Annotated in this window: 13 protein-coding genes; 7 read left to right on the forward strand and 6 right to left on the reverse strand. The window is 62.0% G+C overall.

The genetic code is table 11. The features are described from left to right. The first annotated feature begins 57 nt into the window (after window positions 1-57). From dgoD to Tal182_RS20125, 3 genes are all read left to right on the forward strand, one after another. Window positions 58-1206: a galactonate dehydratase gene (gene dgoD / locus Tal182_RS20115; protein WP_085860534.1), complete on the forward strand. Its 1149-nt coding sequence runs from the start codon at window positions 58-60 to the stop codon at window positions 1204-1206. Window positions 1207-1301: 95 nt separating this feature from the next. Then, the gene (locus Tal182_RS20120; protein WP_085860535.1) at window positions 1302-1697 is read left to right on the forward strand and encodes a DoxX family protein; all 396 of its coding nucleotides are present in this window, start codon (window positions 1302-1304) and stop codon (window positions 1695-1697) included. Window positions 1698-1771: 74 nt separating this feature from the next. Then, window positions 1772-2551 (forward strand): SDR family NAD(P)-dependent oxidoreductase, encoded by a 780-nt coding sequence (locus tag Tal182_RS20125; protein WP_085860536.1) that lies wholly within the window; start codon window positions 1772-1774, stop codon window positions 2549-2551. A 21-nt stretch (window positions 2552-2572) separates the two neighbouring features. Here the strand turns inward: Tal182_RS20125 and Tal182_RS20130 are convergent, their stop codons facing one another. After that, on the reverse strand, window positions 2573-3790 hold the full coding sequence (locus Tal182_RS20130; RefSeq protein WP_085860537.1) for an adenylate/guanylate cyclase domain-containing protein: 1218 nt from the start codon (window positions 3788-3790) through the stop codon (window positions 2573-2575). Window positions 3791-3854: 64 nt separating this feature from the next. Then, window positions 3855-4880, reverse strand: a complete 1026-nt coding sequence (locus tag Tal182_RS20135) for a LacI family DNA-binding transcriptional regulator (RefSeq protein WP_085860538.1) — start codon at window positions 4878-4880, stop codon at window positions 3855-3857. A gap of 96 nt (window positions 4881-4976) precedes the next feature. Here Tal182_RS20135 and Tal182_RS20140 point away from each other — a divergent pair, with 96 nt between their 5' ends. From Tal182_RS20140 to Tal182_RS20155, 4 genes are all read left to right on the forward strand, one after another. Next, window positions 4977-6161 (forward strand): phytanoyl-CoA dioxygenase family protein, encoded by a 1185-nt coding sequence (locus tag Tal182_RS20140; RefSeq protein WP_085860539.1) that lies wholly within the window; start codon window positions 4977-4979, stop codon window positions 6159-6161. 204 nt (window positions 6162-6365) lie between these two features. Next, complete coding sequence (locus tag Tal182_RS20145) at window positions 6366-7187, forward strand: SDR family oxidoreductase (protein WP_064805145.1); 822 nt, start codon at window positions 6366-6368, stop codon at window positions 7185-7187. A 93-nt stretch (window positions 7188-7280) separates the two neighbouring features. Next, window positions 7281-8192, forward strand: coding sequence for an SMP-30/gluconolactonase/LRE family protein (locus Tal182_RS20150; RefSeq protein WP_085860540.1), 912 nt, complete (start codon window positions 7281-7283; stop codon window positions 8190-8192). A 282-nt stretch (window positions 8193-8474) separates the two neighbouring features. After that, complete coding sequence (locus Tal182_RS20155; RefSeq protein ID WP_085860541.1) at window positions 8475-10721, forward strand: glycoside hydrolase family 2 TIM barrel-domain containing protein; 2247 nt, start codon at window positions 8475-8477, stop codon at window positions 10719-10721. A gap of 75 nt (window positions 10722-10796) precedes the next feature. Here the strand turns inward: Tal182_RS20155 and Tal182_RS20160 are convergent, their stop codons facing one another. The 4 genes from Tal182_RS20160 to Tal182_RS20175 all read right to left on the reverse strand — a co-directional run bounded on the left by Tal182_RS20160 (window position 10797) and on the right by Tal182_RS20175 (window position 15197). Continuing rightward, window positions 10797-11912 (reverse strand): ABC transporter ATP-binding protein, encoded by a 1116-nt coding sequence (locus Tal182_RS20160; RefSeq protein ID WP_085860542.1) that lies wholly within the window; start codon window positions 11910-11912, stop codon window positions 10797-10799. 3 nt (window positions 11913-11915) lie between these two features. After that, entirely contained in the window at window positions 11916-12887 is a 972-nt protein-coding gene (locus Tal182_RS20165) for a carbohydrate ABC transporter permease (RefSeq protein WP_085860543.1), read from the reverse strand. Continuing rightward, window positions 12884-13837: a sugar ABC transporter permease gene (locus Tal182_RS20170; protein WP_064810145.1), complete on the reverse strand. Its 954-nt coding sequence runs from the start codon at window positions 13835-13837 to the stop codon at window positions 12884-12886. The genes Tal182_RS20165 and Tal182_RS20170 overlap by 4 nt, the downstream gene beginning before the upstream one ends. 100 nt (window positions 13838-13937) lie before the next feature. After that, window positions 13938-15197 (reverse strand): ABC transporter substrate-binding protein, encoded by a 1260-nt coding sequence (locus tag Tal182_RS20175; RefSeq protein WP_085860544.1) that lies wholly within the window; start codon window positions 15195-15197, stop codon window positions 13938-13940. Window positions 15198-15441: the final 244 nt, after the last annotated feature.

The following is a 15441-nucleotide window of genomic DNA, read 5'->3' on the forward strand; positions in this document are numbered from 1 at the left end:
CGAAAAGCCGTGAACGCGCTGTCCCATCGCAAATCCGAGAAGAGATTAAGACCTAAGATGAAGATCACCAAACTCACCACCTATATCGTTCCGCCGCGCTGGCTGTTCCTGAAGGTCGAGACCGATGAGGGCATCGTCGGCTGGGGTGAACCGGTCGTCGAGGGGCGCGCGCTGACGGTCGAGGCCGCCGTCCACGAATTGGAAGATTACCTGATCGGCAAGGATCCCTTCCTGATCGAGGATCATTGGACGGTGATGTATCGCGGCGGTTTCTATCGCGGCGGCGCTGCCCATATGAGCGCGATCTCGGGCATCGACCAGGCGCTCTGGGACATCAAAGGCAAGGCGCTCGGCCAGCCGATCCATTCCCTGCTCGGCGGCCAGTTGCGCGACCGCATCAAGGTTTACTCCTGGATCGGCGGCGACCGTCCTTCCGACGTCGCCAACAATGCCAGGGACGTGGTCGCGCGCGGCTTCAAGGCGATCAAGCTCAACGGCTGCGAGGAAATGCAGATCGTCGACACCAACGAGAAGGTGGAAAGGGCGGTCGAGACCATCGCCGCCATCCGCGAGGCGATCGGTCCGCATATCGGCATCGGCGTCGATTTCCACGGCCGCGTGCACAAGCCGATGGCCAAGGTGCTCGCCAAGGAGCTCGAGCCCTACAAGCTGATGTTCATCGAGGAGCCGGTGCTGTCGGAGAACAAGGAAGCGTTGCGCGATATCGTCAACCATACCTCGACACCGATCGCGCTCGGCGAACGGCTCTTTTCGCGCTGGGATTTCAAGCAGGTCCTTTCGGACGGCTATGTCGACATCATTCAACCGGATCTTTCCCACGCCGGCGGCATTACCGAATGCCGCAAGATCGCGGCCATGGCCGAAGCCTATGATGTGGCGCTCGCACCGCATTGCCCGCTCGGCCCGATTGCGCTCGCTGCCTGCCTGCAGGTCGATGCCGTCAGCTACAATGCCTTCATCCAGGAACAGAGCCTCGGCATCCATTACAACACCGGCAACGACATCCTCGACTACATCTCCAACAAGGAGGTGTTCCGCTATGCCGACGGTTTCGTCTCGATCCCGCAGGGGCCGGGCCTCGGCGTCGAGGTCGACGAGGCCTATGTCATCGTGCGCGCCAAGGAGGGACATCGCTGGCGCAACCCGATCTGGCGGCATGCCGATGGCAGCTTTGCCGAGTGGTGAGAGAGCGAAGGGTCGCGCAAGCGGCCCTTTTTCATTCGCAGTGTAGGATATAAGCCGTCTCTTGCGTCATAATGGAAGCTCAAGAGGAGGTTCCCATGGCCAGAGCAATCGCAATCATCGTCGCCCGCATCATCTTCAGTTTCATCTTCTTCATGGCCGCCGGCTTCAAGTTCGCCGATATCGGCGCCACGGCGAGCTACATTGCCGCCGCCGGCTTCCCGATGGCGACCTTCCTCACCTGGGTCGCAGCCTTTTTCGAGATCGCCTTGGCCGTTGCCTTCATATCGGGCGCCTTCTTCATCGAGGCGAGCCTGCTGGCAGGCATCTACGTGATCTTCCTTGCCTTCGCCTTCCACGGACCGTCCCACTGGCAACAGAACCAGGCCGAATTCGGCTTCTTCGTCGATCACTTCACCTTCCTCGCCGGCCTGCTCTTCGCCGCCGTCCATGGGCCGGAGAAATGGGCATTGCGGCAAACGCTCCTGAGATAGTCAGCCATCCGCTGCTTCCGGAACCAACGGCCGCGCCGAACATTGCCTATCGGCAGAAGCTCAAGGAGGCAGCCATGGAGCTTGAGGGAAAGATCGCATTGGTGACGGGTGCCGGTTCCGGTATCGGCAAGGCGGCCGCGTTAAGGCTCGCTGCCGAGGGAGCAAGGGTTGCAGCACTGAGCCGCACCGCCGACGAGGTCGAAAAGACTTGCGCCGAAATCAACGCCGCCGGCGGTCAGGCGATCGCCCTGACGGCCGATACCAGCGACGAAGCGCAAATGCGAACCGCGGTGAAGAAGCTGACGGACACCTTCGGCGGCCTCGACATTGTCATTGCCAATGCAGGGATCAACGGAGTTTGGGCGCCGATCGACGATCTGAAACCGGATGAATGGGACAGGACCATCGCCGTCAATCTGCGCGGCACCTATCTGACCCTGCACCTGACAGTTCCGCATCTGAAGCGCCGCGGCGGTTCGATCGTCGTCGTCTCGTCGATCAACGGCACCCGCACCTTCACGACGCCGGGCGCCACCGCCTACAGCGCAACCAAGGCCGGCCAAGTCGCCATGGTCCAGCAGCTTGCCCTGGAACTCGGCCGCCACGACATCCGCGTCAATGCCGTCTGCCCCGGCGAGATCGAAACCAATATCAATGCCAATACCGATAGCCGCCGTCGCGAGGAGACGGAGGTTCCGGTCATCTGGCCGCAGGGCGATATCCCGATTGCCGGCGGGAAGGCAGGCAAAAGCGAGGATGTTGCCGAAACCATCCTCTTCCTTGCCTCCGACCGCGCCCGGCACATCACCGGTACGCCGATCTGGATCGACGGCGGCCAGGGCCTGTTGCGGTAATGCTCGAAGGTTTGGCGGAATTCAGCCATTCAGCCGGGCGCTGTCGAGCGTATAGAGTTCCTGCGCACGCTGCACCCCACGCAACGCATAACGTCCGACGCAGGCAAGCGCGGCGCGCGCTTCCGCCGGTATGGCCGCGGCGAAATCGGAGGAGATCAGCAGGTTGAGGTCGACCGAACGACACATGGAGGCGATCCGGCTGACCTCGTTGACGGCGGGGCCGATGACGGTGAAGTCCAGCCGGTCCTGGCTGCCGATATTGCCGTAGAAGACATCGCCGATATGCAGGCCGATATAGACGTCGGTCGTCGCCCGGCCGTCGGCAGCGCGCGCTGCATTCAGTCTGGCGAGCTTTTCCCGCAGCAGCGATTCGGCCCCGAGCGCCGCACGGCAGGTTTCGGCCGGCACCTCGCCCTTGAAGATAGCGAGCACACCGTCACCAATCAGCTTCAGCACATTGCCGCCGGCCTCATGGATCGCCGAGATGGCTACCTCGCTGTAATCGTTGAGGAGCGGGATGATTTCCTCCGGCGGCACGCGATCGGAAATCTTGGTGTAGTTCAACAGATCGGAAAACCACAGCGCGGCCGAGATCCGTTCCGATTTACCGCGGCTGATCTTGCCTTCCATTACCTGCCGCGCCGCATCCTCGCCGAGATAGACTTCCGCGATGGTGCGGGCGATGCGCCCGAGCGCAATGCACTTGATCGCCAGTCCGAGGACCGGCACCAGCTTGCGCAGGATGGCGAGATCGTGATCGGAAAAGCCCTCGGGATGTTTGGTTGCGAAATGCGAAAAGAAGCAATCCATCTCACCGATCGTGCCGGCTTCGCTGAAACGATGCATCATCGCCACGAAATCCGTGTTTCCAGCTTCGGCGATCTTGTCCAGCATGGTGAAATCGATCGGATCGCCAAACCCGATGCGTCGGCGCACCTCCCGCTCGTTGCCCGACCAAAGATGGTAGAAGGCCGAGCGCTGCCAGCTCGCCGCCGCTTCGCCCGAGCCCGTCGGGCCATACTCGAACTCGGTTTCGATCTCCTCGACGCTGTCCCAGCGGAAGGCGCGGCCTTCATGCACGGGGTGCAGCGTATCCATCAACGCCATGCCGCGGTCGAGCGGCAGGCCGGCATCCCGACAGGCCGCGCAGAAACCGGTCATGAGCTCGGCTTCCGAAGCGCCCTTCAGTCCCTGCTCCGTAACCCAGGCCGCAATCGTGCTGACGTCGCTGTAATCCATGCCGCTCACCTTCGCTTCTGCCCAAGCTGTAGCGCGAACTCAGCGTGGAAGGAAGTCAATTGGTTCAACCGCCCGTAGGCATATTATGGGGCGTGACGATTTCGATGGAAGAAAGCGAAGCGGGAACGATCCGCCCGGGTGCTTGTGCCCGGCTCATGATCGCCCTGAAGGCCGAGCGGGCGTCGGTTCTGAGATCGTGATGCAGCACGAAGCCGATCCGGCCTGCGGCAAGCAGGGCGCGGTTATCGGCATCGAGATCATGGGCGACGAAGACGCGGACGGGACGGTGGACGGCATCGAAGGCCGCCAGCACCGCGCGATTGCCACCGCCGATCGAATAAACGGCATTGATGGCGGAATCGGTCGCCAGCGCTGCCGCCGCAAGTGTTCCCGTCGCCCTGTCGCTGCCGTGCCCTTCGCTGATTTCGGTGATGCCGATATCCGGATAACGGCTGCGGATGATGCGACGAAAACCGATTTCACGCTCCTCCTCGCCGCGGAACCGCCCGCTCGACAGTGTCACCAGTACTTTGCCGCCGTCACGGCCGAGGAATTCGCCGATCAGATAGGCGGCGGTCTCTCCCGCCGCCCGGTTGTCGGCGCCCGCATAGGCGATGCGAAGCGAATTCGGCAAATCGGTCACCAGCGTCACCACCGGAATGCCGGCCACATCCGCCCGCGCGACGGCGGCAGCGATCTCGGCGACATCAGGCGCCTTGAGCACGATGCCATCAGTGCCGCGTAGCCGGATGCGATCGAGAAGCTGCGCCAGCTCGGCCGGCTTCATCACTTCGGCGAAGTGGAAGCGGCAGCGGAAGACGCCAGGCAGGAAGGTCGCCATCTCCGACTCGAAGGCGGTGCGCACCGCATCGCTGAAACGCTGAGGCGTCTCCATAACGATATCGATCGCCAATATGCGCCCGCCGCTCGTCGCCCCCGTCTGCTGCTTCTCCAGCTCCGCGATCGCCGCGTTCACCCGCAACTGCGTCTGCTGGCGCACACCCGGTCTGCCGTTCAGCACCCGGTCGACCGTGGCAGTGCTCAGTCCCGCCTGGAAGGCGATGTCCTTGACGAGAAAGGGATGGGCCATGGAAATCCGTCTGATGGTTTTTTGATGGATTCCTGATCTATATCATCCTGCAGCCCGGCGTATAGTGCCGCCATTGGAAAACGGGAGGAGCCCAATATGAAGACCGACAATCCGCAGAAGCTGCGCGCCGACCGTGTCTGGCTCAGCGAAGACGCCTGCGACCTCGACGATTTTCGCCGCCTTGCGCAAAAGACGACCGCCCTCGCCGATTACCCGACAGCTTCCGCAGTCGAGAAGAACGTGCTGATCTACGACAGCCGCAAGGTAACGGCGGCGGCAGCCGGCGAAGGCAAACGCCTCGTGCTGGCCGAAATCTGCGAAGCCTTCGGCGAAGGCCCGGGTGTCGTCGTTTTCAAACACGCATACCAAAACACCGGCATCATCGACCGCGCCAGCGCGATTTTCGAGGCCATCATCGAGGAACAGCACCGCACCTCGACGGGCGGCGGCGATCACTTCGCCAAGCCCGGCGCCAACGACCGCATCTGGAATTCGCTGGAAAAACACTGCCTCGCCGATCCGGAAAATTTCGCCGAATATTACGGCAACGCCATTATCGCGCTGGCAAGCGAGGCCTGGCTCGGACCGAGCTACCAGATGACGGCGCAGGTCAACCGCGTCAATCCGGGCGGTGCGGCGCAGTCAGCCCATCGCGACTACCATCTCGGCTTCCAGTCGTCTGCGGTCATCGAGCAATTTCCGGCACATGTGCACCGTCTCTCTCCGGTTCTGACGCTGCAGGGCGCGGTCGCCCATTGCGAGATGCCGCTCGAAAGCGGTCCTACACTCTTCCTGCCGCACAGCCAGACCTATGTACCGGGTTATCTCTCGCTCAAGCGCCAGGAGTTCCGGGATTATTTCGAGGCCAACCACGTCCAACTGCCGCTCGAAAAGGGCGACGTCGTCTTCTTCAATCCCGCCCTCTTCCACGCCGCCGGGACCAACCGCTCGGCCGACATCAAGCGTGTCGCCAACCTCCTGCAGGTCTCCTCCGCCTTCGGACGAGCCATGGAGACCGTCAACCGAGAGAGAATGAGCGCCAGACTCTTTCCCGCCCTGAAGGCGTTGCAAGACCGGCTCTCGCCCGACGAAATCGCCAACGCCGTCGCCGCCTGCGCCGAAGGTTATTCCTTCCCCACCAATCTCGACCGCGACCCGCCGCTCGGCGGACTGGCGCCGAAAACGCAGGCACAACTGATGCACGAGGCACTCAGGGAGGGCTGGAGCGACGAGACTTTTAAGGCAGCGCTTGCCGAGCAGGCGCAAAGGAAATTGAGTTGACTTTGGAAATCGGAGCCCCCTCATCCGCCCTACGGGCACCTTCTCCCCGAGGGGAGAAGGGAGAATCGAGGCGCCGCCACCTGTCTCTTCTCCCCACCGGGGAGAAGGTGCCGGCAGGCGGATGAGGGGGCCACACGGCACCGACATACGAGCCTCCCGCACGCGCGGGAGGCCATTCGCACATCATCACCAAGGAGCAACCACATGAGCAAAGATCACGGACGCCTCGACGGCAAGATCGCCATCGTCACCGGCGGCACGCAAGGATTGGGCGCAACCATCGCCCGTCTCTTCGCCGAACGCGGCGCGGAAGGCATCGTCATCTGCGGCCGCAACGAAGCCAAGGGCAAGGCGAAGGCGGCAGAGATTTCGGCTGCGACCGGCGTGAAGGTCGTCTATGTCAAGGCTGACCTCGCCAAAGTCGAGGATGCGAGCCACGTCGTGCACGTCTGCGACCAGACCTTTGGTCGTGTCGACGCCCTGGTCAATGCCGCCGCCATTACCGATCGAGGCACGATCCTCGACACCAGCCCCGAACTCTTCGACGCCATGTTCGCCATCAATGTGCGCGCACCGTTTTTCCTGATGCAGGAAACGGTGAAGGTCATGCGCCGCGAAAAGATCGAAGGCACCATCGTCAATATCGGCTCGATGTCGGCCAAAGCCGGCCAGCCATTCATCGCAGCCTACTGCGCTTCCAAGGGGGCGCTGGAAACCCTGACAAAGAACACCGCCTATGCGCTGCTGCGCAACCGCATCCGCGTCAACGGCCTGAACATCGGCTGGATGGCCTCCGAAGGCGAGGATCGCATCCAGCGCGAATATCACGATGCACCTGCCGACTGGCTGGAGAAGGCGGCGGCGAACCAGCCCTTCGGCCGGCTCGTCGATCCGCACGAGGTGGCGCGCGCCTGCGCCTACCTGTCATCGGCGGAATCCGGCCTGATGACCGGCTCCGTCATCTGCTTCGACCAATCGATCTGGGGGGCTTACGACGGCTCGCCGCATCCGGTCGCCGCTCTCTGAGAAAGCCGAGCTTACATTTCTCGTTGCCGGGCTCTGGTACCTGGGAGGATTTATCGTTAGGAGAAGGTCGATAGCATTGAGGGAGGAACTGGCGTGGCTGACAATCCGCTTTATGAGATCCGCGATGAACGTTTCGCCGCTTTGGTTGTCGGCACCGCCGCCCTCGAGGAGCTTTATTCCGGCTGCCGCTGGACAGAGGGCCCGGTCTGGTTTTCCGACCTGAACTGCCTTCTCTGGAGCGATATCCCGAACGAACGCATGATGCGCTGGACGCCGGATGGAACGGTCTCCGTCTTCCGCTCGCCCTCGAACTATGTCAACGGCAATACGCGCGACCGGCAGGGCCGGTTGGTCTCCTGCGAACATGGCGGCCGCCGCGTCACCCGCACGGAACTCGACGGCAGCATCACCGTTCTCGCCGAAAGCTACCACGGCAAAAGGCTGAACTCGCCGAACGACGTTGTCGTCCATTCGGACGGCGGGATCTGGTTCACTGACCCGACCTACGGCATCCTCTCGGACTATGAGGGCCATAAGGCCGAGCCCGAGCAGCCGACGCGCAACGTCTACCGGATCGACCCCGCAAGCGGCGCAATCGACGCCGTCGTCGAGGATTTCATCCAGCCGAACGGCCTTGCCTTCTCACCTGATGAAACGAAACTCTACATTGCCGATTCCGGTTCGGGCAAACACGAAGTGCCTTGCCATGTCAGAGTTTTCGATGTCGTCGACGGCAGAAAGCTTGCCAACAGCCGTTATTTCTGCAGCCTCGATGCCGGCCATCCCGACGGCTTTCGTTTCGATGTCAGCGGCAATCTCTGGACGAGCGCGGGTGATGGTGTGCATTGCTTCTCACCCGACGGCACGTTGCTCGGCAAGATCAAAGTGCCGCAGACAGTGTCCAATCTCACCTTCGGCGGCCCGAAGAAGAACCGGCTCTTCATCACCGCGACCCGTTCGGTCTATTCGATCTATACTAAGACGAACGGCGCACAATATCCGTAACCTTCGGAAGCACAGGGCGCCGTGCGCTCGACAGACACGCCTGACGATATCGCCATCGCCGGACAGGACGGTGTTGCACGGCGCGTCATCTGCAAGGGGCGGCAGCGGTTCCGGATGACGACCTGCCCGAAAAAAGCTAAAGCGCGTCGCATGAATCAGATTTGATGTGACGCGCTGGAGCGCTCGCACCTCATTGCATCAACGAGGAGTACCCGATGATCCGATTTCCACGCACCAAGGGGCGCCGCACGGCTCCTGACGCCACGACCGGGAGAGCCTGAGATGCGTTCCGTCGTTTCCTTCAACGAGGGCTGGAGTTTCCACGAGGGCTTCGGCCAGCGCCTGCTCGAAAGCTTCGATGCCGCCAAGTCGGTCAGCCTGCCCCACACCGCTGTCGAACTGCCCTTCAACTATTTCGATGAGAAGAGCTATCAGCGCGCCTTCACCTATCAGAAGGTGCTGCGCTGGCTGCCGGAATTCGAGGGTCGCGAGGTTTCCCTCGTCTTCGACGCGGCCATGGCCGACAGCGTCGTTTACCTGAACGGCGAAGAGATCATCGCCCATAAGGACGGCTATACACCCTTCGAGGCCCGCCTCACCGGCAAGCTCCTCAAAGGCGAGAATCTCGTGACCGTCAAGATCGACGGCAGCGAAAACCCTGAGATCCCGCCCTTCGGCGGCCGCATCGATTATCTGACCTATGCCGGCATCTACCGCGACGTCTGGCTGAAGGTCACCGACCCGGTTTCGATCCGTAATCTCAAGATCGAAACGGCTGACGTTCTCGCTCCTCATAAGTCGGCAAGCATCCGCGTCGATCTCGCCAACCCCGAGGGCCGCAGCTTCTCGGCGACCGTCACCGCCGCGCTGAAACAGGCCGACGGCACGGTGATCGCCACCGCAGCGACCGAAACGATCGGCGACCGCACGACGCTTTCCTTCGGCGGCCTCACCGGCATCGCGCTCTGGGACATCACCGACCCGACGCTCTATGAGATTACCGTCGAAGTCAGGACCGAGCACGGCTCCGACCGCCTCTCCACCCGGTTCGGCTTCCGCACCGCCGAATTCACGACGCAAGGTTTCCTGTTGAACGGCAAGCCGCTGAAACTGCGCGGCCTCAATCGCCACCAAGCCTTCCCCTATGTGGGTTATGCCGCCGGCCGGTCCGCCCAGGAGCGCGACGCCGACATCATGAAGAGCGTGCTGAAGTGCAATATCGTCCGCACCTCGCATTATCCGCAGTCGAAATGGTTCCTCGACCGTTGCGATGCGATCGGCTTGCTGGTCTTCGAGGAGATTCCCGGCTGGCAGCATATCGGCGATGCCGACTGGCAGAAGGAATCGATCGAAAACGTCCGCCGCATGATCGAGCGGGACTGGAATCATCCGTCGATCATCATCTGGGGCGTGCGCATCAACGAATCCCAGGACAGTCACGATTTCTACGTCGAGACCAACCGGCTGGCCCGCGAACTCGACAGCACCCGCCAGACCGGCGGCGTACGTTACATCACGGACAGCGAGCTGCTTGAAGACGTCTACACGATGAACGATTTCATCCTCGGCAACGAGGAGCTGCCGGGCGCCAACCGACCGCGCACGGTCCTTCGCGGCCAGCAGGAAAACACCGGCCTATCCCGCAAGGTGCCGTACCTCATCACCGAGTTCAACGGCCATATGCACCCGACGAAGATCTACGATCAGGAGCAGCGCCAGGCCGAGCATGTGCGCCGTCACCTGGAAGTGCTGAACGCCGCCTACGGCGATCCGGATATTTCAGGCGCCATCGGCTGGTGCATGTTCGATTACAACACCCACAAGGATTTCGGCTCCGGCGACCGCATCTGCTATCACGGCGTCATGGACATGTTCCGCGAACCGAAATTCGCGGCCTATGCCTATATCAGCCAGTGCGATCCTTCCGATGAGATCGTCATGAAGCCGGCGACCTTCTGGGCGCGCGGCGAGCGCAATATCGGCGGCGTGCTGCCGCTGATCATCCTGACCAATTGTGACGAGGTGGAGCTGCAATATGGCGCTCTCAGCAAGCGCGTCGGCCCGGACCGCGAAAATTATCCGCATCTGCCGCATCCGCCTGTTGTGCTCGATCACCGGCACTTCACCGCCGATGAGCTCGGCACCTGGGGCCTGGAATGGATCGACGGCACCCTCACCGGCTATATCGCCGGCGAAGCGGTGGCCAGCCTGAAGCTGGCAGCCGATCCCTTGCCGACGACATTGGAAATGGTCGCCGACAGCTCGACACTGAAGACTCGCGAACGCGACAGCACCCGCGTCATCATCCGCGCCCTCGACCAGTGCGGCCAGCGCCTGCCTTTCATGAACGACAGCATTTCGCTGAAGGTGCATGGACCCGCAAGGATCGTCGGCCCGACGAATGTGCCGCTGCAGGGCGGCACATCAGGCTTCTGGCTGGAAGCGACGGGGCTCGTGGGAGAAATTACCGTCGAAGCGGTCTCCCAACGCTTCGCGCCAGTGACCCTCAACGTAACCGCCGTCGCCTAACGCATAGCCCGAAAATCGAAATCGATTTTCTGAGAGCATAGAGCGCCGCGTGTTATCAGACGCGCGGCGCGCCACTTACGAAATCCTGGCCTGTGTTTCCGGATCGAAGAACACCGCCTTGTCGAGATTGAAGGCGAGGCGGGTGTTCTGGCCCGGAGCGATGCCAGCATCGGCGCGCAGGCGGGCGACAACGGATTTGCCGCCGAGTTTGGTGACGGCGAAGGTGTCGGAGCCGGCCGGTTCGACCACCTCGATCAGGCAATCGTCCTCGGTCAGCGAGCGCGCCTTGCGGTCGGCGCCGTCGGGATCGGTCAAGGCTTCGGGGCGGATGCCGAAGATCACCGGCTTGCCGGCATAGGCGGACAGGCCGTGATTGCCGGAGACGACCGGCAGCCTGAGCGGCGCGCCGTTCGGCCGCTCGAGCGAGACGGCCAGCCCGGCCGCACCGTTCTCGACGGTGGCGTTGAGCAGGTTCATCGCCGGCGAGCCCATGAAGTCGGCGACGAAGAGATTGGCGGGGCTGTTATAGATCTCGGCCGGCGTGCCGAACTGCTGCAGCACCCCGTCCTTCAGCACGGCGATCTTGGTCGCCAGCGTCATCGCCTCGATCTGGTCATGGGTGACATAGACGAAGGTGGTGCCCATGCGCTGGTGCAGCCGCTTGATCTCGGTGCGCATGTCGACGCGCAGCTTGGCATCGAGGTTCGACAGCGGCTCGTCGAACAGGAAGACCTGCGGATTGCGCACCAAGGCCCGGCCCATGGCGACGCGCTGGCGCTGCCCGCCGGAGAGCTGGCTCGGCTTGCGGTCGAGCAGATGGCCGATCTGCAGCATGTCGGAGACCTGTTTGATCGCCTTGGCCCGCTCCTCCTTCGGCACGCCGCGGATCTCCATGCCGAAGGCGATATTGCCCGCCACCGTCATATTCGGATAGAGCGCATAGGACTGGAACACCATGGCGATGTCGCGCTTGGAAGGATGCAGGCCGTTGATCGCCCGGCCGTCGATCCTGATCTCGCCCGAGGTGATCGTCTCCAGCCCGGCAATGGTGTTGAGCAGGGTCGACTTGCCGCAGCCGGACGGGCCGACCAGCACCAGGAAGCCGCCCTTTTCGAGTTCGATGTCGATGCCCTTGAGGATGTCGACGGCGCCGAAGCGCTTTCTGAGACCGGAGATTTCCAGGAAGGCCATGACTTACCCTTTGACTGCGCCCGCCATCAGACCGCGCACGAAGTAGCGGCCGGCGAGGATATAGACGATGAGCGTCGGAACGGCCGCGATCATCGCCGCGGCCATGTTGACATTGTATTCGACCACCCCGGTCGAGGTGTTGACGACATTGTTGAGCGCCACCGTCATCGGCATGGAGTCACCGGTGCCGGCATAGGCGGAAGCAAACAGGAAGTCGTTCCAGATATTGGTGAACTGGTAGATGACGGTGACGACGATGATCGGCAGCGAGTTCGGCAGCATGATGCGGCGGAAGATCTGGAAGAAGCTGGCGCCGTCGACCTGGGCGGCGCGCACCAGCTCGGTCGGAAAGGCCTCGTAGAAATTGCGGAAGAACAGCGTGGTGAAGCCGAGGCCGTAGACGACATGGACGAAGACCAGATTGACGGTCGAATTGCCGAAGCCGAAGTTCCAGCCGGTGGCGTTCTGCAGGGTGACGCCGAAGCGGCCGAGCGAGCCGAGGATCGTCGCCATCGGCAGCAGTACCGACTGGAACGGGATGAAACAGGCAAACAGCATCAGCCCGAACACCAGCGTATGGCCGGGGAAGCGCCATTTGGTCAGGATATAACCGTTCAATGCCCCCATGATGGTGGAGATGGCCACGGCCGGCACCACCATCTTGATCGAGTTCCAGAAGTAGCCCTTGATGCCGGCGCAGGTCAGCCCGACGCAGGCCTCGCCCCAGGCTTTGACCCAGGGATCGAAGGTCGGGGCCTCAGGCAGCGCCAGCATGTTGCCGCCCTGGATCTCGTCCATGGTCTTGAACGAAGTCGTCAGCATGACGAAGAGCGGCATCAGGTAGAGGATGGCGAAGATGACCAGCAGGCCGTAGATGACCAGTCGGCCGATCCAGCGGGCGCTGTTAGTCCTGCTATCGCCGCTCTGCGAAAGCATTGCGGCCGACGTGCCGATGGAAGAGGTGAGGCTGCTCATCGCGCCTTCTCCTTCAGTTCGGAATAGAGATAGGGAACGATGATGGCCGAGATCGTCATCAGCATGATGATGGCGCTGGCCGAGCCGACGGCCATCTCGTTGCGCTTGAAGGTATATTCATACATGAAGTTGGACGGCAGCCAGGCCGAGCCACCCGGCCCACCCGAGGTCAGCGCCACCACAAGGTCGTAGGACTTGATCGCCATATGGGCGAGCACGATGAAGGCCGACAGAAAGATCGGCCGCAGCAGCGGAATGACGATGCGCCGATAAAGCTGGAAGGGCGAGGCGCCGTCGATCTGCGCCGCCTTCATGATCTCGCCGTCGATGCCGCGTAAGCCCGCCAGAAACATCGCCATGACGAAGCCCGAGGCCTGCCAGACACCGGCGATGACGACGGTATAGATGACGAAGTCCTTGTTCTTGATCCAGTCGAAGTGGAAGCTCGTCCAGCCGAAGTGATGCAGCGTCTGTTCGAGCCCGAGGCCGGGATCGAGGAACCACTTCCAGGCCACCCCGGTGACGATGAAGGAGAGCGCCATCGGATAGAGGAAGATCGGCCTGAGCAACCCCTCACCGCGGATCTTCTGGTCGAGCAGGATGGCGAGCAGCAGGCCGAGGCCTAAGCAGATGCCGACATAGAGGAAGCCGAAGATCGCCATGTTGGTGATCGAGGTATACCAGGAGGACGGCGGATCGTTCTCGAAGGTCCAGCGCCACAGCCGCTGATAGGCGCGTGCGCCGGTCAGCGCATAAGACGGAAAGGTCTTGGAATTGGTGAAGGACAGATAGGCCGTCCAGACGATGAAGCCGTAGACGAAGATCAGCGTGATGACGAAGCTCGGCGCCAGCACGATCTTCGGCAGCGCATCCTGCAGCCGGCCCCGCAGCGAGACCCGCGTCGCTTGCCGCGGCGTCAGAACCGGATCGGTGGTGGCAACTGTGCTCATGGATATCATCTCCCTTCCCGCAGGATCGCTCGGCATTTATCGCTGCGGAGCCTGAAGCTTCCCCGCGAGACAAGCGGGGAAGCATTGTCATCGACGACCCTTAGCGGGCGTCGTCGATCGCCTGGACGAGCTGGGTGACGGCTTCGTCGGAGCTCTTGATCTGGCCGTGGACGAACTTCGAGACGACGTCCTTATAGGCATTGGCGATCGCCGGAGGCGCGCCGTAGCCCTGGGCCAGCGAGCCGAACAGCGTGCCGCCCTCATTGGCGGCCTTCAGGTCGGCGATGCCCTTCTTGCCGCAGGCGTCGAAGTCGGTGTCGGGAACGTCGGTGCGGGCCGGCACCGAACCCTTGACGACGTTGAAGGCCGACTGGAAGCTCTTCGACAGCGTTGCCGTTGCCAGCGCCACCTGCGCCGCCTTGCGGTCTTCAGGAACGTTGAACATGCCGAACATGTCGGAGTTGTAGATGACGCTGCCTTCGGTGCCGGGGAAGCGGTAGCAGAGGAAGTCCTTGTCCGGGGTCTTCTTGGCGGCAACGAATTCGCCCTTGGCCCAGTCGCCCATCACCTGCACCAGTGCGTCACCCTTGATGACCATGGCGGTCGCCAGGTTCCAGTCGCGGCCGGAGAAGTTCGGATCGACATATTTGACGATCTTCGCCAGGTTGTCGAAGGACTTCTTCATCGTCTCCGACTTCAGCGACGCCTCGTCGAGGTCGTTGAACGCCTTCTTGTAGAACTCCGGCCCGCCGGTCGACAGCACGATGGAATCAAACATCGTCGCTTCCTGCCAGTTCTGGCCGCCGAGCGCCAAGGGGATGACGCCTGCGGCCTTGGCCTTGTCGAGCAGCGCGATCAGATCGTCGAAGCTCTTCGGCTGGCTGCCGCCGATCTTGTCCATGACAGCCTTGTTGATCCACAGCCAGTTGACCGAATGGACGTTGACCGGGGCTGCGACCCACTTGCCGTCATAGACGGAGAACTTCTGCAGTGCTGCCGGCACCGACTTGTCCCAGCCTTCCTTCTTCGCCGTCTCGGTCAGGTCGCCCATGACGCCAGCCTGGGCATAATCGAGCACGGTGTAGCCCAGCATCTGCGAGGCCGTCGGATAAGTACCCGCCGCCACCATCGCCTTCAGCGCCGTCATCGCCGCATCACCGCCGCCGCCGGCAACCGGCACGTCCTTCCAGGCAAAGCCTTCCTTCGCCAGATCCTCCTTTAGGACGTTCAAAGCCGCCGCTTCGCCGCCAGACGTCCACCAGTGCAGCATCTGCACTTCCTTGACGTCGGCAGCCTGCGCCGCACCCAAACCAGCCAGCATCACGACAGCAACCGCTGCCGAGCTCATGAATTTGCGCATGAATTTCCTCCCGTTTGAAATCGGCGGCAGGATCCTCCCCGCCACCAGATGCATCCCGCCATTGCAGCGGTCGGCATGAAACCGCGCTCCTCCGCGCGGTTAACAATTTAAAACGTTATAAGCCTTTGGACGTCAAGCCCTTTCTCGACTCTCGAGAAAAATATGATTACTCCCATAACCTATTGAATTACATTAAAATAATCCAATTGGATAATAAAGCGTTAAAATTTAAAACGTTTTCATT

Source organism: Rhizobium sp. TAL182 (genome assembly GCF_002117725.1).
Classification (GTDB): Bacteria; Pseudomonadota; Alphaproteobacteria; order Rhizobiales; family Rhizobiaceae; genus Rhizobium; species Rhizobium esperanzae.